The sequence below is a fragment of the Rhodoplanes sp. P11 genome, from assembly GCF_964266735.1.
In the GTDB taxonomy this organism is placed as follows: Bacteria; Pseudomonadota; Alphaproteobacteria; order Rhizobiales; family Xanthobacteraceae; genus Rhodoplanes; species Rhodoplanes serenus.
Genome location: NZ_CAXWGY010000012.1, coordinates 527,703 through 554,274 on the forward strand (window position 1 = coordinate 527,703; position 26,572 = coordinate 554,274).

22 protein-coding genes and 1 pseudogene are annotated in these 26,572 nt (G+C 71.3%); 12 read left to right on the plus strand and 11 right to left on the minus strand.

Translation table 11 applies throughout. The annotated features are described in order from the left end of the window. The first annotated feature begins 351 nt into the window (after nt 1–351). From ACFQUV_RS11605 to coaA, 9 genes are all read left to right on the plus strand, one after another. Entirely contained in the window at nt 352–513 is a 162-nt protein-coding gene (locus ACFQUV_RS11605) for a hypothetical protein (protein WP_165363797.1), read from the plus strand. A gap of 301 nt (nt 514–814) precedes the next feature. After that, the gene (gene hisB, locus ACFQUV_RS11610) at nt 815–1,408 is read left to right on the plus strand and encodes an imidazoleglycerol-phosphate dehydratase HisB (RefSeq protein ID WP_129608129.1); all 594 of its coding nucleotides are present in this window, start codon (nt 815–817) and stop codon (nt 1,406–1,408) included. A gap of 75 nt (nt 1,409–1,483) precedes the next feature. Beyond that, a complete protein-coding gene (locus ACFQUV_RS11615; protein ID WP_129608130.1) occupies nt 1,484–1,993 on the plus strand; it encodes a DUF2628 domain-containing protein in 510 nt (169 codons plus the stop codon). Continuing rightward, on the plus strand, nt 1,990–2,640 hold the full coding sequence (hisH, locus tag ACFQUV_RS11620) for an imidazole glycerol phosphate synthase subunit HisH (RefSeq protein WP_129608131.1): 651 nt from the start codon (nt 1,990–1,992) through the stop codon (nt 2,638–2,640). Before ACFQUV_RS11615 ends, hisH begins: the two co-directional genes overlap by 4 nt. A 323-nt stretch (nt 2,641–2,963) precedes the next feature. Next, the gene (gene hisA, locus ACFQUV_RS11625; RefSeq protein WP_244601483.1) at nt 2,964–3,707 is read left to right on the plus strand and encodes a 1-(5-phosphoribosyl)-5-[(5-phosphoribosylamino)methylideneamino]imidazole-4-carboxamide isomerase; all 744 of its coding nucleotides are present in this window, start codon (nt 2,964–2,966) and stop codon (nt 3,705–3,707) included. Further along, the gene (locus ACFQUV_RS11630; RefSeq protein ID WP_129608133.1) at nt 3,704–4,108 is read left to right on the plus strand and encodes a cupin domain-containing protein; all 405 of its coding nucleotides are present in this window, start codon (nt 3,704–3,706) and stop codon (nt 4,106–4,108) included. The genes hisA and ACFQUV_RS11630 overlap by 4 nt, the downstream gene beginning before the upstream one ends. A 49-nt stretch (nt 4,109–4,157) precedes the next feature. Continuing rightward, nucleotides 4,158–4,934: an imidazole glycerol phosphate synthase subunit HisF gene (gene hisF / locus ACFQUV_RS11635; protein WP_129608134.1), complete on the plus strand. Its 777-nt coding sequence runs from the start codon at nt 4,158–4,160 to the stop codon at nt 4,932–4,934. A gap of 36 nt (nt 4,935–4,970) precedes the next feature. Beyond that, entirely contained in the window at nt 4,971–5,294 is a 324-nt protein-coding gene (locus ACFQUV_RS11640; protein WP_129608135.1) for a phosphoribosyl-ATP diphosphatase, read from the plus strand. Continuing rightward, nucleotides 5,287–6,264, plus strand: coding sequence for a type I pantothenate kinase (gene coaA / locus ACFQUV_RS11645; protein WP_371851685.1), 978 nt, complete (start codon nt 5,287–5,289; stop codon nt 6,262–6,264). Before ACFQUV_RS11640 ends, coaA begins: the two co-directional genes overlap by 8 nt. A 28-nt stretch (nt 6,265–6,292) precedes the next feature. Here coaA and ACFQUV_RS11650 read toward each other — a convergent pair whose 3' ends face one another. The 11 genes and pseudogenes from ACFQUV_RS11650 to ACFQUV_RS11700 all read right to left on the minus strand — a co-directional run bounded on the left by ACFQUV_RS11650 (nt 6,293) and on the right by ACFQUV_RS11700 (nt 21,435). Further along, nucleotides 6,293–7,237 carry a GNAT family N-acetyltransferase gene (locus ACFQUV_RS11650; protein ID WP_129608136.1) on the minus strand — a complete coding sequence of 315 codons (945 nt, stop codon included), beginning with the start codon at nt 7,235–7,237 and terminating at the stop codon, nt 6,293–6,295. Between the two features lie 272 nt (nt 7,238–7,509). After that, the gene (locus tag ACFQUV_RS11655) at nt 7,510–9,732 is read right to left on the minus strand and encodes an ATP-binding protein (RefSeq protein ID WP_129608137.1); all 2,223 of its coding nucleotides are present in this window, start codon (nt 9,730–9,732) and stop codon (nt 7,510–7,512) included. 3 nt (nt 9,733–9,735) lie between these two features. Beyond that, entirely contained in the window at nt 9,736–12,348 is a 2,613-nt protein-coding gene (locus ACFQUV_RS11660) for an ATP-binding protein (RefSeq protein WP_129608138.1), read from the minus strand. A 77-nt stretch (nt 12,349–12,425) separates the two neighbouring features. After that, nucleotides 12,426–12,911: a response regulator gene (locus tag ACFQUV_RS11665; protein WP_129608139.1), complete on the minus strand. Its 486-nt coding sequence runs from the start codon at nt 12,909–12,911 to the stop codon at nt 12,426–12,428. A 296-nt stretch (nt 12,912–13,207) separates the two neighbouring features. After that, on the minus strand, nt 13,208–14,746 hold the full coding sequence (locus ACFQUV_RS11670) for a YifB family Mg chelatase-like AAA ATPase (RefSeq protein ID WP_129608140.1): 1,539 nt from the start codon (nt 14,744–14,746) through the stop codon (nt 13,208–13,210). Between the two features lie 192 nt (nt 14,747–14,938). After that, nucleotides 14,939–15,844 carry an SUMF1/EgtB/PvdO family nonheme iron enzyme gene (locus ACFQUV_RS11675; RefSeq protein ID WP_129608141.1) on the minus strand — a complete coding sequence of 302 codons (906 nt, stop codon included), beginning with the start codon at nt 15,842–15,844 and terminating at the stop codon, nt 14,939–14,941. Between the two features lie 64 nt (nt 15,845–15,908). Next, the gene (gene nirK, locus ACFQUV_RS11680) at nt 15,909–17,024 is read right to left on the minus strand and encodes a copper-containing nitrite reductase (protein WP_129608142.1); all 1,116 of its coding nucleotides are present in this window, start codon (nt 17,022–17,024) and stop codon (nt 15,909–15,911) included. Nucleotides 17,025–17,631: 607 nt separating this feature from the next. Beyond that, entirely contained in the window at nt 17,632–18,141 is a 510-nt protein-coding gene (locus ACFQUV_RS11685; RefSeq protein WP_371851686.1) for a hypothetical protein, read from the minus strand. Further along, nucleotides 18,134–19,771 (minus strand): annotated as a pseudogene (locus ACFQUV_RS11690) (tetratricopeptide repeat protein); the annotation flags it as partial. The pseudogene ACFQUV_RS11690 and the gene ACFQUV_RS11685, both read right to left, overlap by 8 nt. Nucleotides 19,772–20,014: 243 nt before the next feature. Beyond that, complete coding sequence (locus ACFQUV_RS11695; RefSeq protein WP_129608144.1) at nt 20,015–20,248, minus strand: hypothetical protein; 234 nt, start codon at nt 20,246–20,248, stop codon at nt 20,015–20,017. A gap of 446 nt (nt 20,249–20,694) precedes the next feature. Next, nucleotides 20,695–21,435, minus strand: coding sequence for a YggS family pyridoxal phosphate-dependent enzyme (locus tag ACFQUV_RS11700; RefSeq protein ID WP_129608145.1), 741 nt, complete (start codon nt 21,433–21,435; stop codon nt 20,695–20,697). An 89-nt stretch (nt 21,436–21,524) separates the two neighbouring features. Between ACFQUV_RS11700 and ACFQUV_RS11705 the strand changes: the two genes are divergently transcribed. The 3 genes from ACFQUV_RS11705 to lptE all read left to right on the plus strand — a co-directional run bounded on the left by ACFQUV_RS11705 (nt 21,525) and on the right by lptE (nt 26,571). Further along, nucleotides 21,525–23,189 (plus strand): diguanylate cyclase domain-containing protein, encoded by a 1,665-nt coding sequence (locus tag ACFQUV_RS11705; RefSeq protein ID WP_129608146.1) that lies wholly within the window; start codon nt 21,525–21,527, stop codon nt 23,187–23,189. A gap of 138 nt (nt 23,190–23,327) precedes the next feature. Further along, nucleotides 23,328–25,955, plus strand: a complete 2,628-nt coding sequence (gene leuS / locus ACFQUV_RS11710; RefSeq protein ID WP_129608147.1) for a leucine--tRNA ligase — start codon at nt 23,328–23,330, stop codon at nt 25,953–25,955. Between the two features lie 19 nt (nt 25,956–25,974). Next, nucleotides 25,975–26,571 (plus strand): LPS assembly lipoprotein LptE, encoded by a 597-nt coding sequence (lptE, locus tag ACFQUV_RS11715; protein WP_378394864.1) that lies wholly within the window; start codon nt 25,975–25,977, stop codon nt 26,569–26,571. The last annotated feature ends 1 nt before the right edge of the window (nt 26,572 follow it).

A 26,572-nucleotide genomic window follows, 5' to 3' on the forward strand; every position in this document is an offset into this window, starting at 1 on the left:
CGGACCTGGTGACGCCCTGATTTAGGAACCGCCCGGCCGCATTGCAACGCGGCGCCGATTCCGTCTCGCACGTCGGGACACGCTCCTCGAAAAAACTTCTCTCTGCCCCTTGAACTCCTGGCACTCCGACCCGATTTCGAGGCCGCGTGCATGGAGACCTGAACACACGCATAAGCATTATTCGCAACAGCAGGAGAAACCGAGACCATAAGCAAACGCATGATTCCATCCGAAGCTTTCGTCTCCGAGTGTGCCGCCATTCGAGGTTCAACGGCTTCCGTTGAGTTGACCTTGGATGCGGTCAACCGGATCCCGTGATCATCGAAGTGGCGCAACACAAGGAGACGCCTCATGCGTCGCTACAAGTCTCTGGTCTACTCTGCCGGTGTCAACGCCATCTTTTCGGCGCTGCCGATGTGGATGACCCTCCTGATCTTGGGGCTGCTGTGGGCGAGCGAACAACTTGCCTCGACGGGCAGGCGGCCGTATCGTGCGGTCACTGAGTTCCGGTAGCCGTCCTCACGAGTAGACTCCATTCGCATCTGTCCAGGCACCCGTTGTAGTCTGGTCAGGCAAATGCAGCGTGGCTCGTGCCTTCCGCGGCGTCATCGCCGCGGCCTCATTGAAGCGGCAACACTCGAAGACTAAAGCTTCGAATGGAAGCCATCTCAGCTCTGAAATCCAGCACATTGCGCCGCTCCCTTTTGGGGGCGGCTTTGTTTTTTGCGGGCCTTAATCTGGGTCCGAAGAATCCCGCTGTGGCGGCCATAAGGCAGCGCTGATAGAAGCACCCAGATCAACGCATAGGGCAGCCATGCGCACCGCAACCGTGACGCGCACCACCAAGGAAACCGACGTCGAGGTCTCGGTCGATCTCGACGGCACCGGGACGTCGTCGATCGACACCGGGGTGGGCTTCCTCGACCACATGCTCGACCTCCTGTCGCGGCATTCGCGCATCGACCTCGCCGTCCGGGCCAAGGGCGACCTGCATATCGACCAGCACCACACCGTCGAGGATGTCGGCATCACGCTCGGCCAGGCGATCCGCCGGGCGCTCGGCGACATGAAGGGAATCAATCGCTACGCCGACGTCCACATGCCCATGGACGAGGCGCTGACGCGGGTGGCCATCGACATCTCGGGCCGCCCCGTCCTGGTGTTCCGCACCGGCTTCCGCCACAGCAAGATCGGCACCTTCGACACCGAGCTGGTGCGCGAGTGGTTCCAGGCGTTCGCCATGAATGCCGGCGTCACCCTGCATGTCGAGACGCTGTACGGCGACAACGACCACCATATATCCGAGTCCTGCTTCAAGGGGCTCGCCCGGGTGCTGCGGGCCGCGGTGGCGATCGATCCGCGGGCCAAGGGCGAGGTCCCGTCGACCAAGGGGACGCTCGGCGGCTGATCGGCGCCACCCCGCCGGCCGGACGCCTGGTCCGGACGGCGGCGCAGCGCGAGCCCGCGACCTTCACGAGGACGGATGATGGCGGTTTATGCGGTGCTGGAGCCCCCTGCCCGGCCGGACGGCCAGCCGGTCGATCTCGACCGCGTGCAGCTCGTGCCGGACGGCTTCTCCTGGGGTGCCTTCCTGTTCGGTCCGCTGTGGATGCTGTGGCACCGGCTGTGGCTGGTGCTGCTGGGGTGGCTCGCCGTGACGGTCGCCCTCGCGGTGGCGCAGGGGCTGCTCGGCGTGTCGGGCAACGGCCGGCTGGTGGTGGCGGCCCTGGTGGCCCTGCTGGTCGGCCTCGAAGCCGGCATGCTGCGGCGCTGGACGCTGCGGCGCGCCGGCTGGCGCGACCACGGCATCGTGGTGGCCGACGATGTCGAGGCGGCCGAGCAGCGCTATTTCGTCCGTGCCACCCGCGAGCGCGACGCCGCCGCGGTGCCGCCGTACGAGGCCGATCGTGGCCCCCTCACCGCTCCGCGGGCCACGCCGCCCAGCCGCGGCGGCGTGCTCGGCCTGTTCCCGCTGCCGGGGGGCGGCCGATGACCGTCGCCATCGTGGATTACGGCTCCGGCAACCTGCACTCGGCCGCCAAGGCGTTCGAGCGGGCGGCGCGCGAGAGCGGCCACGACCAGCCGATCCTGGTGACGCGCGACCCCGACGCGGTGCGCCGCGCCGACCGCATCGTGCTGCCCGGCGTCGGCGCCTTCGCGGACTGCCGCCGCGGCCTCGACGCGGTGCCCGGCATGGTCGACGCGCTGACCGAGGCGGTGCGCCGCGGCGGCCGCCCGTTCCTCGGCATCTGCGTCGGCATGCAGCTCATGGCGGAGCGCGGCCGCGAGCATGTGGTGACGGAGGGGCTCGGCTGGATTCCCGGCGAGGTCGACCGCATCACCCCGGCGGACCCCGGCCTCAAGATCCCGCACATGGGCTGGAACACCCTCGATGCGCGCCGGCCGCACCCGCTGCTCGACGGCATCCCGACCGGCCCGGACGGGCTGCACGCCTATTTCGTCCACAGCTACCACCTGGCTGTCGCCGATCCCGGCGACCTCGTGGCGCAGGCCGACTATGGCGGCCCGCTCACCGCGATCGTCGGTCGCGACACCGTGGCCGGCACCCAGTTCCATCCCGAGAAGAGCCAGCGGCTCGGCCTCGCCCTGATCGCCAACTTTCTGAAGTGGACGCCGTGATCCAGACGAGTTCCCGTTTACCGGGCTTGCGGCAGGCCGCCCTTTTTCCCTCTCCCCGTTTACGGGGAGAGGGTGGCTCGCCGCGTAGCGGCGAGTCGGGTGAGGGGGGGCTTCCGGATCCACCAGACGCCCCCGAACCCGACNCCCCCCCCCCCCCCCCCCCCCCCCCCCCCCCCCCCCCCCCCCCCCCCCCCCCCCCCCCCCCCCCCCCCCCCGCTTCCGTATCCACGAGACGCCCCCTCACCCGACGTCCACGCTGATCGCGCGAACGTCTACCTCTCCCCGCGCGCGGGGAGAGGTAGAGAATGCAGCGGAGTCCGCCCGTGATTCTGTTTCCCGCCATCGATCTGAAGGATGGGCTCGCCGTGCGCCTGGAGCAGGGCGACATGGCGCGCGCCACCATCTTCAACCGCGATCCGGCCGAGCAGGCCCGCCTGTTCGAGGAGACCGGCTTCCGCTACCTGCACCTCGTCGATCTCGACGGCGCCTTCGCGGGGCGGCCCGTCAACACCGCGGCGGTCGAGCGGATTCTGGAGACGGTGTCGATCCCAGTGCAGCTCGGCGGCGGCATTCGCGACATCGCCACCATCGAGGGCTGGCTGGCCGAGGGCATCGACCGGGTGATCATCGGCACCGCGGCGGTGCGCGACCCGGAGCTGGTGAAGGATGCGGCGCGCCGCTTCCCGGGGCGGGTGGCGGTCGGGCTCGATGCCCGCGGCGGCCGCGTCGCGGTCGAGGGCTGGGCGGCGGTGTCGGACCTGCCGGTGCTCGATCTCGCCCGCCGCTTCGAGGACGCCGGCGTCGCCGCCATCATCTACACCGAGATCAGCCGCGACGGCATGCTGACCGGCCTCGACCTCGACGGCACCATCGCGCTCGCCGAGGCGATCTCGATCCCGGTCATCGCCTCGGGGGGGCTCGGCTCCATGGCCGACATCGAGAAGCTGACCGCGCCGCGGGCCGGAAAGCTCGCCGGCGCGATCGCCGGCCGCGCCCTCTACGACGGCCGGCTCGATCCCAAAAAGGCGCTGGCCATGCTGGCGGCCGCCGAGGGAGCCGTGCCATGACGGTCGCCGTTCCGGCGACGGACGCCGTCCCAGCACCCCGCGCCGCGTCGGCGCCCGGCGAGCCGCGCTATGTGGTCGCCGACCTCGCCGCGATCCCGCCGGTGCCCTGCCCGTGCGGCGAGGCGCGGCGCGCCTTCGCGACGCCCGACAACACGGTGGCGACCCTGCACATCACCGACATCACGGCCGATGCCCGCACCCACTATCACAAGGCCATGACGGAGATTTACTTCGTCCTGGAGGGCGAAGGCGTGCTGGAGGTGGACGGCGACCGCGTGCCGCTGAAGCCCTACACCAGCGTGATGATCAAGCCCGGCTGCCGCCACCGCGCGGTCGGCCGGCTGCGCATCGTCAACATCCCGATCCCGGCCTTCGATCCCGCCGACGAGTGGTTCGACTGACGGCGCCCGGCCGCGCCCGCGGGCCGGCCGGTGCGCGAGACCCGCACCGATGTTCAAGGTCCGCGTCATCCCCTGCCTCGACGTCAAGGACGGCCGTGTCGTCAAAGGCGTCAACTTCGTCGACCTGCGCGACGCCGGCGACCCGGTCGAGGCGGCGATCGCCTACGACGCCGCCGGCGCCGACGAATTGTGCTTCCTCGACATCACGGCGAGCCACGAGAACCGCGGCACCATCCTGGACGTGGTGCGCCGCACCGCGGAAGCCTGCTTCATGCCGCTGACGGTCGGCGGCGGCGTGCGCACCGTCGACGACATCCGGGTGCTGCTGCAATCGGGCGCCGACAAGGTGTCGATCAACACCGCCGCGGTGGCGAACCGCGGCTTTGTCCGCGAGGCGGCCGAGAAGTTCGGCAGCCAGTGCATCGTGGTGGCGATCGACGCCAAGCGCGTCTCGGCGGCTGGCGAGCCCGACCGCTGGGAGATCTTCACCCATGGGGGCCGCAAGCCGACCGGCCTCGACGCGGTCGCCTATGCGCGCGAGGTGGTGGCGCTGGGGGCGGGCGAGATCCTGCTCACCTCGATGGACCGCGACGGCACCCGGGCCGGCTTCGACATCCCGCTCACCCGCGCCATCGCGGACGCCGTGCCGGTGCCGGTGATCGCCTCCGGCGGCGTGGGCAACCTCGATCACCTGGTGGACGGCATCCGCGACGGCCACGCCACCGCGGTGCTGGCCGCCTCGATCTTCCACTTCGGCGAGCATTCGATCCGCGAGGCCAAGCTCCACATGGCCCGGGCCGGCCTGCCGATGCGGCTAGACCCTTAACTCGAAACGGATTTTCCCTCACCACGGAAGCGCCCGATGACCGGCTTCACCCTCCACGACCTCGAGCGCCGGATCGCCGAGCGCGCCGCCGCCTCGGCCGAGATCTCCTACACCCGCAAGCTCCTCGACCGTGGGGCCGCCCACTGCGCCCGCAAGCTCGGCGAGGAGGCCATCGAGGTGGTTCTCGCCGGCGCAGGGGAGACCCGCGAGCGGGTCATCGCGGAGGCGGCCGATCTCATGTACCATTTGCTCGTCCTGCTGAAGGCGCGCGACGTCCGGCTCGCCGAGGTGGAAGCGGAGCTCGAGTCCCGGACCGCACAGTCCGGCCTCGCCGAAAAGGCATCGAGGAAGGATGTCTGATCCCATGGACCAGCTCGTCGCGCCACGCACGGACAATCATCTCTCACCCTACCGGGTGTTCTCGCGCGACGACTGGGCGGCGCTGCGCGAGGACACGCCGATGACGCTGGAGCCGGACGAGGTGATCCGGCTGCGCTCGGTCCACGACCGCCTCGACATCCCCGAGATCGAGGAAATCTATCTGCCGCTGTCGCGCCTGCTGTCGCTCTACGTCGCCGCCACCCAGCGGCTGTTCCGGGCCCAGCAGCGGTTTCTCAACACCGTCGACGCCAAGGTCCCCTATGTGATCGGCGTCGCCGGCTCGGTGGCGGCCGGCAAGTCGACCACGGCGCGCGTGCTGCAAGCCCTGCTGGCGCGCTGGCCCAATGTTCCCAAGGTCGATCTCGTCACCACCGACGGCTTCCTGTTCCCCAACGCGGTGTTGGAGCAGGAGGGCCTGATGGACAAGAAGGGCTTTCCAGAGAGCTACGACCTGTCGGCGCTGCTGCGCTTCCTGTCGCACATCAAGGCGGGCCGCCGGCCGGTGCGGGCGCCGGTCTACTCGCACCTCGTCTACGACGTGGTGCCGAACGACTGGATCGAGATCGACCGGCCCGACATCCTGATCGTCGAGGGCGTCAACGTGCTCCAGACCGGACGCCCCCCGAAGGACGGCAAGGCGATCCCGTTCGTCTCCGACTTCTTCGACTTCTCCATCTACATCGATGCCGACGAGGAGGTGCTGCGACACTGGTACGTGAAGCGCTTCCTGGCGCTGCGCACCACCGCGTTCCGCGATCCGAAGTCCTACTTCCGCCGCTACTCGCAGCTCACCGACGAGCAGGCGATCGGCATGGCGACCGACATCTGGTCGCGGATCAACCTCGTCAATCTCCAGGAGAACATCCTGCCGACCCGGCAGCGCGCCGACCTCATCCTGAAGAAGGGCGAGACCCACCGCATCGCCGAGGTGGCGCTGCGCCGGCTGTGAGTCGCGCTGCGTCCCGGACCGCGGCGGCTCACGCCGCGTGGCGCTCGGCGCCGGCCCCGAAATGGCCGATGTAGCGGGCGCTGATGGCGCTCACCGGCAGCACCACGAGAATGTCGGTGGTGCCGAACTGGCGGTCGATCACGGCACCGTCGCCGACGCGCGCGCCGAGCCGCAGATAGCCCTTGATCAGCGGCGGCAGCGCATGCAGCGCCGCCTTGGGGTCGACCGCCTCCCGGTCCATGCGGTCGAGCCGGACGTGCCGGCCCGGCAGCGCCCGCGCCCGCCACGGCTCGGGGGCGGCGGCGAAGTGATGCAGGAACGACAGCGGCAGCGCCAGCGCCTCCGGATCGGTGCCTTCGAGGCTGGCGCAGCCGAGCATCACGTCGACCCGGTGGCGCAGCACATAGGTCCAGATGCCGTGCCACAGCAGCTCGACGGTGCGCTTGTTGCGGTAGGGCGGCAGCACGCAGGAGCGCCCCAGCTCCAGGAATGTCAGCCCACGATGGCGGGCGATCAGCGGCGCGATGTCGAACTCGCCCGCCGTGTAGAAGCCGCCGCACCGCTCGGCGATCTCCTGGCGCAGCAGCCGATAGGTGCCGACCACCGCCGGCCCATGCCGGGTCGGCCGCCCATGATCGAGCACCAGGAGATGGTCGCACACCGCGTCCCACGCATCGACGTCGCGCCGCGCCAGCAGGGTGGCGGCGTCGGCCACCGCCGACATCTCCTGATAGAACACGTCGAAGCGCAGCCGCTGCGCCCGCCGGATGTCGACGGCGCGGTGCGCGAGCCGCACCTCCAGCGCACCGATGCGGCCGAGCGTCTCCTCGGATCGACTGAGCCGCGGATCGGAGACGCGCAGGCCGCCATACGCCTTGAGGGCGGCGAGCCGCGGCACCCGGGAGACGGCCGGCCGCGGCCGGATCATGCCGAACAGCCCCTTGGCGGACGGCTCACACGGACGGCTGTGCATCGAACGGCTCCCGAGCCGGAACGGCGCCGCGGCACGAGCGCCGCTGCGGATGCGGGCTGACCGTTCCCCTGTTCGGCGAAACTAATCACGGGCCGCCACGGTTTTGTGACACCGCCGACTACATTGACGGATCATACACCAATCCGGTGCACCGCGGCAGGCGGCACGCAGCCGCGTCGTGGGGTGTGCGGTGGATGGCGAGCGGAGCGACGGGCGGCTGACGCCAGAATCAGGCCGAGAGGCCGCCGCGGTCAGGCGGCCGACGAGCCGCGTCAGGCGGCACGCCTGCCGTCGCCGAGATCGGCGAGGAGCGCCGCGAGGCGGTCGCGGTCGAGCGGCTTGACCAGCACGGCGTCCAGGCCGGCGGCACCGAAGCGCTCCGGCTCCGCCGGTGAGGCATCGGCCGTGAGAGCGACGATCGGGACCCGGGCGCCGCTGTCGGCTTCGAGGGCGCGGATGCGGGCCGCCGCCGCGACGCCGTCGAGGCCCGGCATATGAAGATCCATCAGCACCACGTCGAACGGACGGCCCGCGTCGCGAGCTGCCGCCCAGGCGGCCACCGCGGCGGCGCCGTCCGGCGTGAGGGTGACGGCATGGCCGAGCCGCTCGACCAGCGCCCGCACCAGCAGCGCATTGATGGGATTGTCCTCGGCCACCAGCACGGCGCGCGGCGACGCGGAGGACTGCGGGACGACGGGCGGGACTGCGGCGGATGGGAGCGTGGCAGCGAGCGCGTCCGCCGGCTGGCCGAAGCGCCCGGCCAGCGAGGCCGCCCGCACCGGCTTGACCAGATAATCCGAGAAGCCGGCGGCGGCGAGCCCGGCGAGCGCCGCGCGCTCGCCCGGGCGCAGCAGCAGGATGCGGCGAGCCGGACGGCCGTCCGCCGTTCCCGCCGGCAGGCCGGCGAGAGCGGTCGCCGCCGTTTCCCCGACGCTGCGATCGACCAGCAGGGCATCGACGCCGCCGTCGGCGAGAGCGGCGGGCGCCGCCGCGGGCGATCGCATCCGCACGTCGGCGCCCCATGCAGCGAGCTGGCGACCAAGCGGCGCCAGGGCCGGCGGGTCGGCGGCGACGATCACCACCCGCGTGCCGGTGAGGGCGGGCGGCGGCGCCACCGCGGGCGCGGGCGCCGCCGCCAGCGGCAGCGCGGCCCGGAAGCAGGAGCCCTCGCCCGGCGCGCTCGACACCGTCACGGTGCCGCCCATGCGCTCGACCAGCCGCCGGGTGATGGCGAGGCCGAGCCCGGTGCCGCCGAAGCGACGCGCCGCTCCTCCCTCGGCCTGCTCGAACTCGCCGAAGATGCGCGCCTGGGCCGTGGGCGCGATGCCGATCCCGGTGTCGCGCACGGTGAGCACGACGCCGTCGGCCTCCTCCCCGGGCGCCGGCGCGGCGGGCTCGACCGCGACCACGACGCTGCCGCACTCGGTGAACTTCACCGCATTGCCGACCAGGTTGAGCAGCACCTGGCGCACCCGCGCGGCGTCGCCGGTCACCCGCGCCGACAGCGCCGGATCGACGAAGGCGCCGATCTCGACGTCCTTGGCGTGGGCGCGCGGCGCCAGCAGCTCGACCACCTCCTCGATCACGGCGGCGAGATCGAACGGGCGCGGCACGATCTCGATGCGACCGGACTCGATCTTGGCGAAGTCGAGAATGTCCTCGATCAGCACCAGCAGGGCCTGGCCCGACGTCCTCACCGCCCGCGCATAGGTCGCCTGGGCGGGCGACAGCGGCGTGTCGAGCAGCAGATCCGTCATGCCGAGGATGCCGTTCAACGGCGTGCGGATCTCGTGCGACACGGTGGCCAGGAAGCGGGTCTTGGCCCGGTTCGCCGCATCGGCGGCGTCGCGGGCCTCGGCCAGCGCCCGCTCGGCCGTCACCCGGTCGGTGACGTCGCGGCCGACACTGTGGATCGCGAGCCCGTCGCCGTCGCGCACCACCGCCTCGCGCCAGGCGATCCAGCGCGGCCCCGAGGCGGTCGCGATCTTCTGGTCGTGCGTGCGGGTGCCGTCGGCCAGCACCGTGACCGGCCCCTGCTCCAGCACGGGCAGCTCGACGGCACGCCCGAGCACATCGATGCGCTCCGCCCGCAGCAGGGCACAGACGGCATCGTTGACGGCGGTGACCCGGCGGTCGCCGTCGCGGCGCACCACGAGATCGCCGGGCAATTCGACGATGCTGCGGGCGCGCTCCTCGGCGTCGACGCGCGCCCACCGGGCGTCGGCGAGGTCCTCGACGCGCGCCTCCAGCCGGGCCACCTCGCGGCGGAGCGCGCGGTTGCGGCGCACGAGCACGAGCCCGAGCCCACAGGTCGACGCCAGGACCACCGCCAGCACCGCCACCGGAGCCGGGTCGGACGCCGCCGCGCCGCCGCTATGCAGCGCCACGAGAGCAGCCACGACCGGCGCGATCAGCAGGACGGCGATCAGCGCGGCCCCGGCGAACGGGGCAGCGCCGTGGACAAACCGAGCAAGCCGGTCACGGAGGGGTGCCATGGCTCATGCGGCCCGGGCCGGCGCGCGCGCCGCGACGGCACCGAGCAGCCGCGCGAATGCCGCGTCGAGACGGTCGATCTCGGCCACGCAGGCGGCCGGCGGGCTCACCGGGGCGGAGCGCTCGAGACCGCGGGCGAGCGCGGACAGCTCGGCGGCGCCGAGGGTCGCGGCCGCTCCTTTCAGGGTATGGGCCTCGATCGCGATGGTCTCGCCAGCCCCTTCGCCGGCCAGGGTGCGCAGCCGATGCAGCCGCGTCTCGGTCTCCTGCACGAAGACCCGCAGGGCGAGGTCGGCGGCCTCGGGACCGATCTCCTCGCTCAAAGTGGCGAGGGTGGCCGGGTCGAGCACCACGAGGTCGGGCGCGACGGGCGCCGCCGGCGCCCTGCCGCCGTCCGCTGGGGGCGGCGGCGACGACGGCGCGAGTGGCGGCAGGCCCACCCCGGTGGTGAGCGGCAGCAGCGCCTCGCGCAGCGCCTCGATCAGCGCTTGCTTGCGTACCGGCTTGGCGACGAAGCCGGTCATCCCGGCCGCGCGGCACTGCTTGACGTCGTCCGCATAGGCGTTGGCCGTGATGGCGACGATCGGAACCCTATCCTGCGGGCCGCCGCGCGCGCGGATCGCCCGGGTGGCCTCCAGCCCGTCCATCTCGGGCATGCGCACGTCCATCAGGACGAGATCGAACCTGTCGCGCGCCGTGACGGCGACCGCGGCGACGCCGTCGCCGACGATCCGCAGATCGAGACCGAACTCCTCCAGCATCTTGACGGCGACGAGCTGGTTGGTCGGATTGTCCTCGGCGAGCAGCAGGCGGAACGGACGGCCGAGCATCGCCAGCCGCGCCTTGACCTCGGTCGTGAGATCGCTCTCGGCCGGTTGCTCGGGAGCGCACGGCTCGGCCTCCGGCAGGACCAGACGCACCCGGAACGTGCTGCCTAGCCCCTCGACCGATTGCACCTCGATCTGACCGCCGATCTGGTCGACGATGTGCTTGCAGATGGCGAGCCCGAGGCCGGTGCCGCCGAAGCGTCGGTTGATCGAGCTGTCGGCCTGGGTGAACTTGTTGAACAGGCGCGGAAGGCGATCGGGCGGAATGCCGATGCCGGTGTCGCGGACCACCCACTCGACGGTGGCGCGCCCGTCGACGACGGTGAGGCAGCGCACCGCAACCTCGACCTCGCCCTGAGCCGTGAACTTGACGGCGTTGGAGAGGAGATTGAGCAGCACCTGCCTGATCCGACCGGCATCGCCGACCAGCGCGGGCGGCAGCGCGGGGTCGATCACGGTGCGCAGCGCGAGGCCGCGGCTCGCGGCGCGCCGCCCGATCATGCTGACGACGTTGTCGACGAGCGCGGCGGGCGAGAAGGGGAGCTGCTCGAACTCCAGGCGGCCCGCCTCCAGCTTGGAGAAGTCGAGGATGTCGTTGAGGATGCGCAGCAGGTTGTCGCCCGCGTTGTGCATCGCGGTCACCGAGGCGCGCTGGGCCGGCGTCAGCGCCGTGTCGAGGAGCGTCGAGGCGAGCCCGATCAGCCCGTTCATGGGCGTGCGGATCTCGTGGCTCATGGTGGCGAGAAAGTCCGACTTGGCCCGGTTGGCCGCCTCGGCCGCCTTCTCACGCTCGCGCAACAGATCGGTCTCGGCGCGCGCGCGGGCATTCTCGGCTTCCATGTGGGCCGTGCGGGCCCGCACGGCGCGGTCCTGCTCGTGCCACCACAGCCCGATCGACAGCGCCGCGACCACGACGACGGCGGCCGCCACCGACAGGAACAGCGACAGGCGGACGATGGGGTGCCAGCTCGCCAGGGCGTGATCGAGGGTGGTGGAGGTGACGACCACCAGCGGATACCCCTTGAGGGCCCGCATCGACCGCACGCGCTCCTGGCCGTCGAACGGGCTCACGGCCCGCCGCACGCGCCCGGCCGGCTCGATGCGCTCCCGCAACCGGCCCGGCTCCACCCGAGCGCCCGGATAGCGCATCAGCACGGTGCCGTCCTGCTGGAGCAGCGCGAAGGCATCGGCGGGCGCGAAGCCGATCGAGCGGTAGAACTCCTCGAAATAGCCGAGCGAGAGCCCCCCCGCCACGGACCCCAGGAAGGAGCCGTCGGCGGCCTCGATGCGCCGATGCAGGCGCAAGAGCGGCACCCCGGTGAGGTACTGCTTGATCACCGGGCTGAACACCAGGCCGGCGGCGCGGTCGGACTTCAGCCGCTGGAAATAGGGCTCGCGGCCGAAATCGTAGATCGGGGCCGGCCACGACAGGGTGAAATTGACCAACTTGCCGTGCTGATCACTGATCGACACCGCTTCGAGCTGGGGCAGGCCGGCGCGGCGCTCGCGAAGCTGCTTGAAGACGTCGTAGCCGGAGAGCCGGATCGGCAGCGCCTCGGCCGTCAGGTCGAGGGCGGCGACACGGCCGGCGACCTCGATCAGGACGAGATCGATGGACTGGAGGGCGCGCTCGGCGTGCTCGGCCAGCATGGCGCTGCGCTGGGCCAGCATGTCCTCGGCGCCTTTGAGGGCGCTTTCCCGCAGGTTGGCGAGCACCAGCGCGTTCATCGCCACGATGGCGGCGATCATGAAGGCGGCGCCGGCGACGAGCGCCAGATAGGGACGCGTCATCCGCGCCACGGGACCGTCCGGGCGTGGGGTCGGCGCCGGGGAGCCGGCCGGGTCGGTGATCTGGTCGGTGTCCGATGTCACGCCACATGCCAGCCGAGGGGGGCGAGGCCGATCGCCTTGCGCTGCTGAAGCTCGGCCAGAAGCCGCCGCAGATGGGCGAGATCGACCGGCTTCGGCAGGGTCTGGACGACGTTCAGGCTGAGCAGGTTGGCCATCGCTGCAGTCTCCCGCCGGATGGTCTCGTTGGAGCCGCTGACGATGATGATCGGGGTTTTCAGATCCATCGCCGCGATGGCGTGCAGAACTTCGGCGCCGCCGTGCTCGCCGAGCGTCAGGTCGAGGGTGATGACCGCGTAGGACCGTCCGTCGAGCAGCCGCACCGCTTCGTCGTAGGAGGAGGCACCCACCGCCTCGTAGCCGGCGCGGGCACCGACCTTGCACAGGATCATCCGGTGGACGGTGTCGTCGTCGATGACGAGCAAGGCGGGGGCCGGACCGGGCGCGGCAGATGATCCGGCCTCCATGTCGACATGACCTCCGTGGTCGTCGGTCCGGTCCAGCATGATGCGCCCCGTGACTGCCTTTTGGTACTGGAGCCAGAATGGCAGCAAGCCGGAAACAATCGATTAATCGCATGACAGCGGTGGGCGTCCCCACGAGCCCGCGGGCGGCCCCGTGCTCGAGCTTATTCCGGCCAAGTGGACGCCGGTTCGCCGTCGAAAAATGCGATCGAATCAGGACTTCTGGAGCGAAGCCCGGCCCCGTTGGATCGGACTCCGTTCTAGGTCTTTGGGATGAGATCACCCGAGGGCGGCCGGCGCGATCGTGATCACGTCGCGCACCAAGAAGGGGCGGCGGGTCAGGCGGCGCGCCGCACCTCGTCGAGGCGGGTCCGGTAGGCCAGCGCCTCGGCGACATGGACGCGGCCGACCCGGTCGCTGCCGTCGAGATCCGCGAGGGTACGGGCGACCCGGAGAACGCGGTGATAGCCGCGGGCGGTGAGCCGCATGGCATCGGCGGCCTCGCGGATCAGGACCAGGCCGGCCTTGTCGGGGGTGGCGACGTCCTCCAGGAGCCCGCCCTGGGCGCGGGCATTGGTGCGCACATGCGGGAAGCCGAGCGCCTCGTAGCGGCGCATCTGCATGGCGCGGGCGCGCGCCACCCGGGCCGCCGCGGCGGCGCTGCCCTCCCGCGCCGGCGGCAGCACCAGGTCGGCGGCGCTCACCGCCGGCACGTCGATATGAAGATCGATGCGGTCGAGCAGCGGCCCCGACAGCCGCGCCTGATACTCGGCGGCGCAGCGTGCCACCGGGCCGCGGCGGCACGCGAAGCCGGGCTCGTCGGCGCGGCCGCAGCGGCACGGATTCATCGCGGCGACCAGCATGAAGCGGGCCGGATAGGTGGTGCGATGATTGGCGCGGGCGATCGCCACCTCGCCGGTCTCCAGCGGCTGGCGCAGGGCATCGAGCACGCGCGGCTCGAACTCCGGCAGCTCGTCGAGAAACAGCACGCCGTGATGGGCGAGCGAGATCTCGCCCGGGCGGGCGCGCAGGCCGCCGCCGACCAGCGCCGCCATGCTGGCCGAGTGGTGCGGGCTGCGGAACGGCCGCCGGTCGGTGAGGGCGCCGCCCTCGATCGCGCCCGCCACCGAGGCGATCATCGACACCTCGAGCAGCTCGGCCGGCGACAGCGGCGGCAGCAGCGACGGCAGCCGCGCCGCCAGCATCGACTTGCCGGCGCCGGGCGGGCCGACCATCAGGAGATTGTGGCCGCCGGCCGCGGCGATCTCCAGGACCCGCTTGGCACTCTCCTGGCCCTTGATGTCGGCGAGGTCGAGGGCGCCGGGCTCGGAGGGGCGAATGCAGGGCTGCGGCCGCGCCAGCACCTGGGTGCCGCGGACGTGATTGGCGAGCTGGATCAGCGAGCCGGCCGCCACGATGGTCATGTCGGGGCTGGCCCAGGCGGCTTCCGGGCCGCAGGCGGCCGGGCAGATCAGCGCCTCGCCGCGGCCGTTCGCCGCGATGGCGGCGGGCAGCACGCCGGCCACGGGGGCGATCGTCCCGTCGAGCCCGAGCTCGCCCAGCACCGTGCAGCCGTCGAGCGCATCGGTCGGGATCGCCCCGATGGCGGCCATCAGGGCCAGCGCGATCGGCAGGTCGTAGTGGCTGCCTTCCTTCGGCAGGTCGGCGGGGGCGAGATTGACGGTGATGCGCCGCGCCGGCAGGGCGAGCCCGGACGCCACCAGGGCGGCGCGCACCCGTTCGCGCGCCTCGGAGACCGCCTTGTCGGGGAGGCCGACCACCGTGAAGGCCGGCAGGCCGGGCGCGACCTGGACCTGGACGTCGACGGCCCGCGCCTCGATGCCCTGGAACGCCACCGTGGTGACCCGCTGGACCATCCTCCGCCCCCTGATGCTCGCCATGGTAGCAGCGAGGCGAGAGGGCGGCAAGAACATCAGGAGAACGTCGGCGCCGAGCCGACCGCCGCCTGGTCGCGCAGGACGCGGTGATCTCTCGCAGCAGGCGGCCGCGACGGCGGCGCCGCAATCGCGGCCGGCACCGTCCCGGCAGACCATTTCGGCCGATGGCGCTCAGGACCCGTCGAACAGCAGCCCCTGCACGCCGCGCGCCATCCGGTCGAGCAGGCGGAGGCCGAAGCCGCCGTCGCCGCCGCCAGTCTCGACCACCAGCCGGATGCCGAGATTGGCGGGCGGGAGGCCGGCGGCGCAGCCGCCCGCCTTGGGGTCGCGGATGAAGTCGGTCATGTAGCTGCGGTGCTGCCCCTGCACGACACGAACGCCGCAATTGGCGGTCACCGTCCGTGTCTCGCCCGACGGCGCGACGATCGACCGCTCGAAGCAGGTCGTGGTCCACTCCCAGACATTGCCGGCCATGTCGACGAGACCGCGGCTGTTGGCGCCGAAGGCGCCGACCGGCTGCGGCGCCGGATCGACGACGGCGCGCGAGGACTCCGCCTCGTAGCGGGCGAGCCAGGCGCGGATCGGATCGTCGACCGCGATCAGCGGTCCGGCCTCGGTGTCGGCCTTCTCGGCCGCCGCGAAGACCCATTCGTCGTCGGTCGGCAGCCGGTGGACGACCCCCGTCGTCCGCGTCATCCACTCTGCATAAGCGACGGCGTCCCGGAAGCTCACACCGACCATCGGCCGGTCCGGGGTGGCGCCCGCGCCGGCGCCGGCGATCACCGGGCAGGCGGAGGCGGAAACGCAGGCCGCATACTCGGCCCTCGTCACCTGACGGGCCATGATGACGAGGGGACGATCGCGCCGCACGGTGCGCAACGGCGCCGCCGCCGGCCGGGCCGCCACCGTGTAGTCCCCGGCGGGGCGATAGCGCACCTCGCCGGGCGCCACGGCGACGACGGTGTGGGGCAGCACCGGCGTTGTCGCCGGCTCCAACCACGCCATTCCGACCACTGTCGCGGCAGCGGTCACCACCGCCGCGGCGAGCGCCATCCCGATCTCCGTCGCGAGCCGCACGGCCGTCTCCCGCGCTGGGTCTCCGGTCCGCGGCCGAACCGCGGACCGGAGCGGCGTCATCGCCTCACTTGGCCACGGTGCCGGTCTCGATCGCACCGACCTTGCCGGGAACGATCGGGCCGGGCGGCGTCACCTGCTTCATCAGGTCGTCGCTCCACTCGCCGTCCACCTTGACGTGAGCGGTGGCGCCGAGCTCGGCGGCCTCGATCAGATTGTGGTTCACGTAGGCGTAGACACCGGGCTGGAGGAACGTGTAGAGCGCCGCCGCCGCGGAGCCGCCACGGACGAACCAGGTCTCCAGATTCTTCTCTGGCGGATTGGCGAACTTGCCGGTCTCCCACACATGGTCGCCGTGTCCGCCAATCAGGTGCGGACGGGTGTCGCGATTGGCCTGCGAGTGGACGATCAGCACCGTCTCGCCGACCTTGGCGGTCAGGGCGTTCTTGCCGGTGAGGGCGCCGACGCGACCGTTGAACACCACATGGGTGGGCGTCAGCTTGCGCATCACCTCGAGCGTGTCGGAGTAGGACTCGGCGAGCGACGGGTAGCTCTTGTACTTGCCGTCCTGGTCGCGCGGAACGTAGAGGTCGTGCTCGCCCACGTAGTAGATGCGGTCGTAGCGCAGCGGCTTGCCGTCGCGATCCTTGAGGCCGTCGCGCGGCAGCACCATCACGGTGCCGCTCATGCCGGAGACGACGTGCCACGGGATCATGCCTTGCGGGGCGCAATGATAGACGAACACGCCGGAACGGGTCGCCTTCCAGCGCAGCACCACCTGCTCACCCGGGTTGACGTTGGTCAGCGCACCGCCGCCGAGCGCCCCGGTCGCCGCGTGGAAGTCGATGTTGTGCGGCATCGTGTTGGTGGCCGGATTGACCAGGGTCAGCTCGACATAATCGCCCTCGTGGACGACCATCATGGGGCCGGGCATGGAGCCGTTGTAGGTCATCGACTGGAGCTTGGTGCCGGCGTCGTCGATCACCACCTCCTTCTCGCTGATCGTCATCTTGAACTGGACGATCTTGGGCCCCTCCTTGGTGGCCTGCTCGTGCGGATGCACGAAGGGCGGGGCGACCAGCTCGACGGACTTGCGCGGAAGATCGGGTTCGGCAGCGAGCGCGGGCACGGCGACGAGCAGGGCGGCCATGGCGGCGCCCATCAATGCGGACCTGCGGGTCATCGAGACCCCTCCTGTCTGGGTGATTTGGCGGGAGTGACGCTAGGCGGAACGGCAAGCTGCTTCATTGCGCCGCGACAAGGAGAGCGTGCATCGCGGTTCGGACCGCGCCGTTGTTTGCGCACGAGCAATCTTTGTCGTGCCGCAAACAGCGCGCGGCATGCCGGCGGTCGGGTCGCCCAGCCGCCAGATCAGCGTCCGTCGCGGGGGCGCTCGCGGCGCGCGTCGACGTCGCTCTTGCCCGCCTTGCGGCGCAGGAACGGCTCGGGGGAGAGGCTGAAGGTCGAACAAGGGGGCGCTATACCCCGGGCAATCGCTTCGTTCGGGGCGTCCAACGCCGAGGTATGGTCCGATGCCAGTTCTGACCCGCCGCGAGCTGCACGATCTCGTCTGGTCGAAGCCCGTGCCACGGGTGGCTGCCGAGTTCAGTATATCGGACGTCGCGTTGGCGAACCGCCCGGCTGGTCCACACGGGTGGTCCACATGGTGCTCGCGCGCCCCTCGCCCCGTCCTCTCCTCACCACGCTTCCTGATCGCCAAGCCTCCCTGGGCACCAGGCGCGAGCCCAAGCCCTTGATTCAAGGCCGCCGCGAGATTGGTAGAAGAGCGGTCAGGCCGGAACGTCGAACCCCGCGGGGGGCTCGCCATCCTGACGGCGCCGCCACATCTCCCGATAGGCCGCCTCGATGTGCCGGGTGAACCGCGTGGTGTCGAACAGCGGCGCCGTCTCCCGCGTTTCGCCGAGCCTCGCCCGCAGCGCCGCCAGACGACCGCGATCGGCGGCCAGCGCCAGCGCGGTCGCCTCGTAGTCGACGAGCGACGCGGCGACGAGCTCGGGCAGGCCGACCGCCCGCAGCAGGCTCGCACACACCCGACCCGCGAAGGTGGTGCCTTCGCAGGTCACCACCGGCAGGCCGCTCCATAGCGCGTCGCTCGCCGTCGTGTGCGCGTTGTAGGGCATTGTGTCGACGAACAGATCGGCCAGCCGGTGGCGAGCCAGATGAGCGGGCAGCAGACATCGCGGCGCGAACACCAGCCGGTCCGGATCGACGCCCCGCGCCTGCGCCTCCCGTCGCAGGTTGGCGCGCCACGGGATCGTCGTCGAGCAGCCAGAGGACACTGCCCTCGACGGCCGCCAACAGCCTTATCCACACGTCGAACACGGCCGGCTGAATCTTGAAGCTGCTGTTGAAGCAGCAGAACACGAAGGCGTGGTCGGGCAAGCCGTAATCGGACCGCGACGGCGTCTGCGCCGCGATGGCGCGGCGGTCGTCGTTGACCTGGTAGCAGTACGGCAACCGGACGACATGCTCCGCGTAGTGATGCCGCTGCGCGTCGGGGATCACCACCGGGTCGGCCACCAGATAATCGATGCAGTCCGAGCCGAGCGTTCCGGGGAAGCCCAGATAGGTCACCTGGATCGGCGCCGGTCGCCGGGCCAGCACGGGGAAGCGGTGGCCCTCGGTGAACCCCATGAGGTCCACCAGAATATCGATATCCAACGCAGCGATCAGGGCGGCTGCCTCGGCGTCCCCGTGACCGCCGATGTCGACGACGCGGTCCATCGCGGCATCGATCCGGCGGGCGATGTCGGAGCCGCCGCGCTCCCCCCAGACGACTGCGATCACCTCGAATCGCGAGCGATCGTGATGCTCGAACAGACCGGCGGTCAGGTAGGCGGTGGGATGGTCGCGCAGATCGGCCGAGGCATAGGCGATCCGGATGCGATCGCGGTGCTGTGAGTCGCGCCACTGCGGTTCGCGCCGCCGCGGAGGCGCCACCGTCGCCGTCACGTCGTTGGCGTAGATCTCGGCGCATCGACGCTGATCGGCCGGCGATGCCGACAGCACCAGGATGTTGAACGGCTGCGCGACCCGTCGCCCGTCACGAACCGCCGCGAGGAGCCGCGCGACCTCCGCGTCGAGATTGGTCCAGTCGCAGAGCTGCAAGCGGGTCTGGAGCCGCGCCCCGGGAACGAGCTCGAGATCCGGATCGATCGCGAGCGCCGCGTCGAAGGCCGCCAGAGCGCCCGCGAAGTCCCGCGAGGCGGACGCGATGTCGGCGCCCACCACCCAGGTCTCGACGGTCGCGGCCGGGACCGCGGCGCGCCCCCAGGCCTCGCGCGCCTCCGCGAAGCGGCCGAGCGCCGCGAGCGTGGTGCCCCGCCCTTGCAGCGCCTCGGGCAGATCGGGCCGTAGGCTCAGTGCCCGATCGAACGCCGCGAGCGCCTCGTCGTGACGCTTCAGTTCTCCGAGAGTCTTGCCGCATCCGAGCCACGGCTCCGGCGCATCGGGCTTGGCGGCCGCCACCTGCTCGTACGCTGCGAGCGCCTCGGGGAAGCGGCCGAGCTGACCGAGCAACCCGCCGCGGGCCACGAGGGCGTCGGTTCTGGCGGACTCGAGCGCCAGTGCGGCATCGATCTCGGCCAGCGCCTCGTTCAACCGGCCCAGATCGCGCAATACCCCGGCGCGGGTGATGCGGGTGTCGGCGACGCCGGGGTTCACCGCCAGCGCCCGGCCGAGCTGCTCCAGGGCTTCGGCCGGCTTGCCCATCTGCTTCAGGACGAGGCCGAAATTGTACAAGGTCACGTCCGAGCCGGGGGTCTCGCGTGCCGCGCGGCGCGCATAGGGCTCGGCGTCGGCCCAGCGCCCGAGCCGCATCAGCAGGACCGTGTAGAGATTGAGCGCCGCAGGGTGGCGCGGGCTCAGCTCGAGGGTCTTCCGGAAGGCGCGCTCGGCCTCGCCGGGACGCCCGCCTGCAAGGCCGCGACGGCCCGACCAAACGCTTCATCGACGGAACGAGCCATGCGACGGAATTCCTCGGCCACGACGCGCCGGGGGAGGCTTCTCCCCGGACATCGGGCGCAGGAACCGCACCGGGCGCTTGGCCGTCAATCGGAATTCGTCGTCGAGCGCCGCTCCTGGCGGGGACCCGCGGGCCGAGAAGGCCCGCCCCCTAGGGCTCGCGTCGGAGCCGGCGCCACGTCGCCGGCGTCACATGGACGTCTGCACCCCGGCCTGCCGCTGCGGCCGCGGCGCCGCACGCAGGCATGCCTTGGCGGCCTGGATGGTGGCTTCGCTGTATCGCTGGGCGCGCGCCCAGCTTTCCATCTGGGCCACCGTGTAGGTCTTGGCATAGTGCCGAATGGTGTCGCAGGGGACCTGCTCGGCGCGGGTCGGCGTCGCGGCGGTGACGACCGCCAGCATCGCAAAGGCGAGTGTCTTCAAATTCCGAATCTCCGGATCGTGTGTGTCGAGGAACCACGCCCGGAGTGTGTCGGGCCGAACAGCCGGCCGGGCGCGCATCGTCTTGCTCGCCCTCACGACGAACAGTCCGTGTCGCGCCTGTAAAGCTCGGTCGAGATGTCAATTCTGAGGCGACGATCCGCCTCGGCTCACGATTTCGAAGTCGACCGTGCGAGAACATTAACCCCACAGGCGGGGATGTGTTCCGGGAGACAAGGGCTTGACCGGGTGACCTGCCGGCGAGGAGGTGCCACTACACTTTCGTCCGAGTCGCTCATCGAAGTATTACTGTCGGGGTCGACGAATACTGTCGACCCATCTCGCGCAGCCCAGGCGGCGGCTCCCGCGGCCGGCCGGCGGCCGCGAGGGACCGCTCCGGCTCCGGCCCGGGGCGACCCATGCGCCCGCCTTCCCCATCTCGATGACGTCTACCCCCGCGAGGCCGCCGGCGCCGGCACTGGCGCCGGGCGCTCGCCGAAGATCGCGGTGCCGACCCGCACATGGGTGGCGCCGAACCGGATCGCCACCGCGAAGTCGTCGCTCATTCCCATCGACAGGAGCTCGAGCCCGTTGCGGGCCGCGATCTTGGCCGTGAGGGCGAAGTGCGGCGCCGGCGCCTCGTCGGCGGGCGGAATGCACATCAGCCCGGCGACCGTCAGGCCGTAGGTGGTCCGGCACGCGGCCACGAAGGCGTCGGCCTGCTCGGGCAGCACGCCGGCCTTCTGGGGCTCCGCCCCGGTGTTGATCTCGACGAACAGCAGCGGCTGGCGCCCCGCCCGCTGCACCTCCTTGGCGAGCGCGGCCGCGAGGCTCGGCCGGTCGAGCGAGTGGATCGCGTCGAACAGCGCCACCGCCTCGCGCGCCTTGTTGGACTGGAGCGGCCCGATCATGTGCAGGGCGACGCCGGGGTGCCGCTCCCGCAGCTCGCCCCACTTGGCCTTCGCCTCCTGCACCCGGTTCTCGCCGAAGGCGCGCTGGCCGGCGGCGATCACCGGCTCGATCACCGCGGCCGGCACCGTCTTGCTCACCGCGACGAGGGTGACGGCGCCGGGATCGCGCCCGGCCTCCCGGCAGGCGGCCTCCACCTCGGCCCGCACGGCGGCGAGACGAGCGGCAGCGCCGGCCGTCTCCGCAGCGGTGTCGGAGGCGCGATGGTCGGGATTCGTCATGGCAGATTCACTCGCATTTTACCGTTCGGCGAAACGAGACCTTCACCGCGACCGGCTAGGCTCCGCGCGGGGTGGGATACGCCAGCCAGATGCCGAACACTCAGCCGCGGTCTTCTAGCACGCGCCGGCGCTTCACGCCGAGGCTCAGCATCCGGGCCCGCCTGATGCTGCTGGCGCTGCTCGCCGTCGTGCCACTCGTCGTCGACCGCGTGCATCTCACCGAGCGCACCCGGGTCGAGCGGGTGCAGACCGCCTATGCCGAGGTGGTGGGCCTCGCCCGCCGGGCCCGCGACGCCCAGGTCGAGACCCTCGACGCCACCCGGGCGCTGCTCCAGGTGGTGGCCCGCGCCTACACGGCAGCGGCCGCTCCGGCGAGCGACTGCACCGCCTTCCTGCGCGGCTTCATCAGCGACGCGCCGTGGATCTCCAGCCTGTCGGTGGTCGGCGCCGACGGCCGCATCGCCTGCTCGACCCGCCGCCCCGCCGTGGGCCTCGACCTGTCGGATCGCGACTACATCCGCGACGTCCAGCGCACCCGGGAGTACGTGCTCAGCGACTACCTGCTGGAGCGCTCCTACGAGAAGTCGACGGTGCTGATGGCGTTCCCGATCATCCGCCCGGACAGCCCGGAGACCGCGGTGCTGCTCGCCCCCATCGACCTGCATTGGCTCGCCCGCATCGGCGAGGGGGTGGAGAGCCGGCCCGGCACCGCCGCCTATCTGATCGACGCCAAGGGCACCGTCCTGGCCGGCTTGCAGAACCACGAGCGGCTGGTCGGCAAGCGCTATGGCGGCCATCCGCTGGTCGCCGCCGTCCAGACCGAGCCGAACGGCTCGGCCACCCTCGCGGGCTTCGACGGCGTCCGCCGCATCTTCGGCTTCGCCCAGCTGCCCGGCACCGACGTCCGCATCGTGGTCGGCTTCGAGGAGCGCGAGGTGCTGGGCCGGATCGAGCGCGACGCTTGGATCGCCTATCTGCACGTCGCCTTCTTCGCTGCCCTCACCATGATGGCGGCCTGGCTGGTGGGCGAGCACCTGATCGTCGAGCCGATCCGAGCGCTGGCGCGCACCGCCACCCGCATCGGCCAGGGCGATCTCGAGGTGCGGGCGGAGCCGGAGAGCTGGGCGCCCGAGTTCGCGCCGCTCGCCACCGCGCTCGCCGACATGGCCGGGCGGCTCGCCGCCCGCGAGCGCGAGCTGCGCGCCGCCAACCGGCATCTCGAGGAGCTCGCCTCCATCGATCCGCTGTCGGGCCTCGCCAACCGGCGCAGCTTCGACGCCCGGCTCGCCTCGGAGTGGCAGCGGGCCGCCGCACTCCGTCACGGCATCGGCCTGCTGATGATCGACGTCGATCATTTCAAGCTGTTCAACGACGGCTACGGCCATGTCGAGGGCGATGCCTGCCTGCGCCAGATCGGCCAGGTGCTCGCCGCCGTCGCCGATGGGCCATCCGAATTCGCCGCCCGCTGGGGCGGCGAGGAATTCGTGCTACTGCTGCCCGGCGCCGATGCCGCACGCGCCCGCGAGACCGCCGAGCGGCTGCGGCTCGCCGTGATGGCGCTGCGCATCCGGCACGATGGCGCGCCGGCGGGCTTCATCACGGTCAGCATCGGCGCGGCCCGTCTGGAGCCCGCCCCCGGCGCCCGGCCCGACGAGGTGGTCGAGGCCGCCGACGCGGCCCTCTACGCCGCCAAGCGGCGCGGCCGCAACACCGTCGTGGTCGACGAGCCGGCACCGCTCGCCCGCGCCGGCTGAGCCGTCCCCCGGAAACACCGTCGTCCCTGCCCCACGCGAATGGCCGGGTGCCGCCGGGCGCCACCCGCGAGCGTTGACCCCGTCGCCGCAATGATGTCCAACGGGACGAACCATTTCGCCGCAAGCGAGCCCGATCTCATGACCGCAGACCGCTACAACGCCCGCGTTGCCGAGCCGCGCTGGCAGAAGACCTGGGAGGAGCGGGCGATCTTCGCGACCGCCAACGACGACCCGCGTCCCAAGTACTACGTGCTGGAGATGTTCCCGTATCCGTCGGGGCGTATCCACATGGGGCACGTGCGCAACTACACGATGGGCGACGTGGTGGCGCGCTACAAGCGGGCCAAGGGCTTCAAGGTGCTGCACCCGATGGGCTGGGACGCCTTCGGCATGCCGGCCGAGAACGCCGCCATGGCCCACAAGGTGCACCCGCGCGAGTGGACCTACGCCAACATCGCGACCATGAAGGCGCAGCTCAAGTCGATGGGCCTGTCGCTCGACTGGCAGCGCGAGATCGCCACCTGCGATCCCGCCTACTACATGCACCAGCAGCGCATGTTCCTCGACTTCCTGAAGGCCGGCCTGGTCGAGCGCAAGACCTCGAAGGTCAACTGGGACCCAGTCGATCAGACCGTGCTGGCCAACGAGCAGGTGATCGACGGGCGCGGCTGGCGCTCCGGTGCACTGGTCGAGCAGCGCGAGCTGACGCAGTGGTTCTTCAAGATCACCCGCTTCTCGGAGGATCTGCTGGCGGCGCTCGACCGGCTCGATCGCTGGCCCGAGAAGGTGCGCACCATGCAGCGCAACTGGATCGGCCGCTCGGAGGGTCTGCACGTCCGCTTCGCGCTCGATCCGGCGACGACGCCGAACCACGAGAGCGAGCTGGAGATCTTCACCACCCGGCACGACACGCTGTTCGGCGCCAAGTTCATGGGCCTGTCGGCGGACCATCCGCTGGCGCGCGCCGCCGCCGCCAAGAACCCGGCGCTCGCCGCCTTCATCGCCGAGTGCAAGCGGATGGGCACCGCCCAGGAGGCGATCGACAAGGCCGAGAAGCTCGGCTTCGACACCGGCATCCGCGCCATCCATCCGTTCGATCCGTCGTGGCGGCTGCCCGTCTACGTCGCCAATTTCGTGCTGATGGAGTACGGCACCGGCGCCATCTTCGGCTGCCCGGCGCACGACCAGCGCGACCTCGACTTCGTCAACAAGTACGACCTCGGCAACACCCCGGTGGTGTGCCCGGAGGGCCAGGACCCGGCGACCTTCGTGATCACCGACGAGGCCTATGTGGGCGACGGCCGGATGATCAACTCGCGCTTCCTCGACGGCATGACCTTCGCGCAGGCGCAGGAGGAGGTGGCCAAGCGGCTGGAGACCGAGATCCGCGGCGGCGCCCCGGTCGGTCGTCGCGAGACGATGTATCGGCTGCGCGACTGGGGCGTCTCGCGCCAGCGCTACTGGGGCTGCCCGATCCCGGTGATCCACTGCCCGTCCTGCGGCGTGGTGCCGGTGCCGGTGGCCGAGCTGCCGGTGCGGCTGCCCGACGACGTCGACTTCGACCGTCCCGGCAACCCGCTCGACCGCCATCCGAGCTGGAAGCACGTCGCCTGCCCGCAGTGCGGCGGCAAGGCGACGCGCGAGACCGACACGATGGACACCTTCGTCGACTCGTCGTGGTACTTCGCGCGCTTCACCGACCCGTGGATCGCCACCAGCCCGACCGACCGCGCCGCGGTCGATTCCTGGCTGCCGGTCGACCAGTATATCGGCGGCATCGAGCACGCGATCCTGCACCTGCTCTATTCGCGCTTCTTCACCCGCGCCATGAAGGCGACCGGGCATGCCGGGCTGGACGAGCCGTTCGCCGGCCTGTTCACGCAAGGGATGGTGGTGCACGAGACCTACCGCAAGGCCGACGGCACTTTCGCGGCCCCGGCCGAGGTGGCGATCGAGGGGCTCGGCGAGGTCCGGCGGGCGAGCCTGATCGAGACCGGCGAGCTGATCGAGATCGGCCCGATCGAGAAGATGTCGAAGTCGAAGCGCAACACCGTCGATCCCGACGAGATCATGGGATCGTACGGGGCCGACACGGCGCGCTGGTTCATGTTGTCGGACTCGCCACCCGACCGCGACGTGATCTGGAGCGAGGAGGGCGTCCAGGGTGCCGCCCGCTTCGTCCAGCGCGTGTGGCGGCTGATCGGCGAGGCCGCGGCCGTCGCCGCCACCGGCGACCTGCCGCGCCCGGCGCTGTTCGGCGAGCCCGCCACGGCGCTGCGCAAGGCCGCCCATCAGGCGCTGTCGCGAGTGTCGGAGGATATCGAGAAACTGCGCTTCAACCGCTGCGTCGCCCATGTGTACGAGCTGGCCAACACGTTCCAGACGTCGTTGACGGCAGCCGGCGGCGACCCGCCCGCCGATTACCGCTGGGCGGTGCGCGAGGCGGCCTCGATCCTGGTGCGGCTGTTCCACCCGATGATGCCCCATCTGGCCGAGGAATGCTGGGCGGCGCTGGGCGCGGCCGGCCTCGTGGCCGAGGCGGAATGGCCCGAGGTGGAGGCCGATCTCCTGGTCGAGGACACCGTCACGCTGCCGGTCCAGATCAACGGTAAGAAGCGGGGTGATGTAACGGTGCCACGCACGGCCGGAAAAGCGGAGGTGGAGGCTGCCGTTCTGGCGCTCGACGCGGTACAACGAGCGCTTGGAGGCGCCGCCCCCAAAAAGGTCATCGTCGTCCCGCACAGGATCGTCAATGTGGTGGCTTGATCGCAGGCGGACCGATCGGATGCAGGCGGACGGCGTCGACGCCGTCCGGACGGGCGAACTGCCGGCCGGGCGCGCCGTGCTGGCGCGTGGCCTGCGGTGCCTCGCGGTGCTGGCGCTCGCCGCCCCGCTCGCCGGCTGCTTCCAGCCGCTCTACGGCAGCCGCACCCTGGACGGCGGCCCCTCGGTCAATCTCGCGCTCAGCCAGGTCGACATCGCCCAGATCCCGGCGCCCAACGGCACCCCCGAGGCGCGGATCGCGGTCGAGCTGCGCAACCAGCTCCTGTTCGGGCTGGCCGGCGGCAACCCCGCCCCGCCCACCCACCGGCTCGACATCCGCATCACCACCACCCGCGTGTCGATCATCGTCGACACCCAGACGGCCCGGCCGGACGTCGAGAACTTCGGCATCACCGCCACCTACAACCTCGTCGATCTGAAGACCGGCAAGCCGGTGGTGACCGACCAGGCCTTCAGCCGGGTGTCCTACGACATCCCGGGCCAGCAGCAGCGTTTCGCCCGCCAGCGCGCGCTGCGCGATGCCGAGAACCGCGCCGCCGGGGTGATCGCCGAGACCGTCCGGTCGCGCCTCGCCTCCTACTTCGTCGCCGGCACCTGAC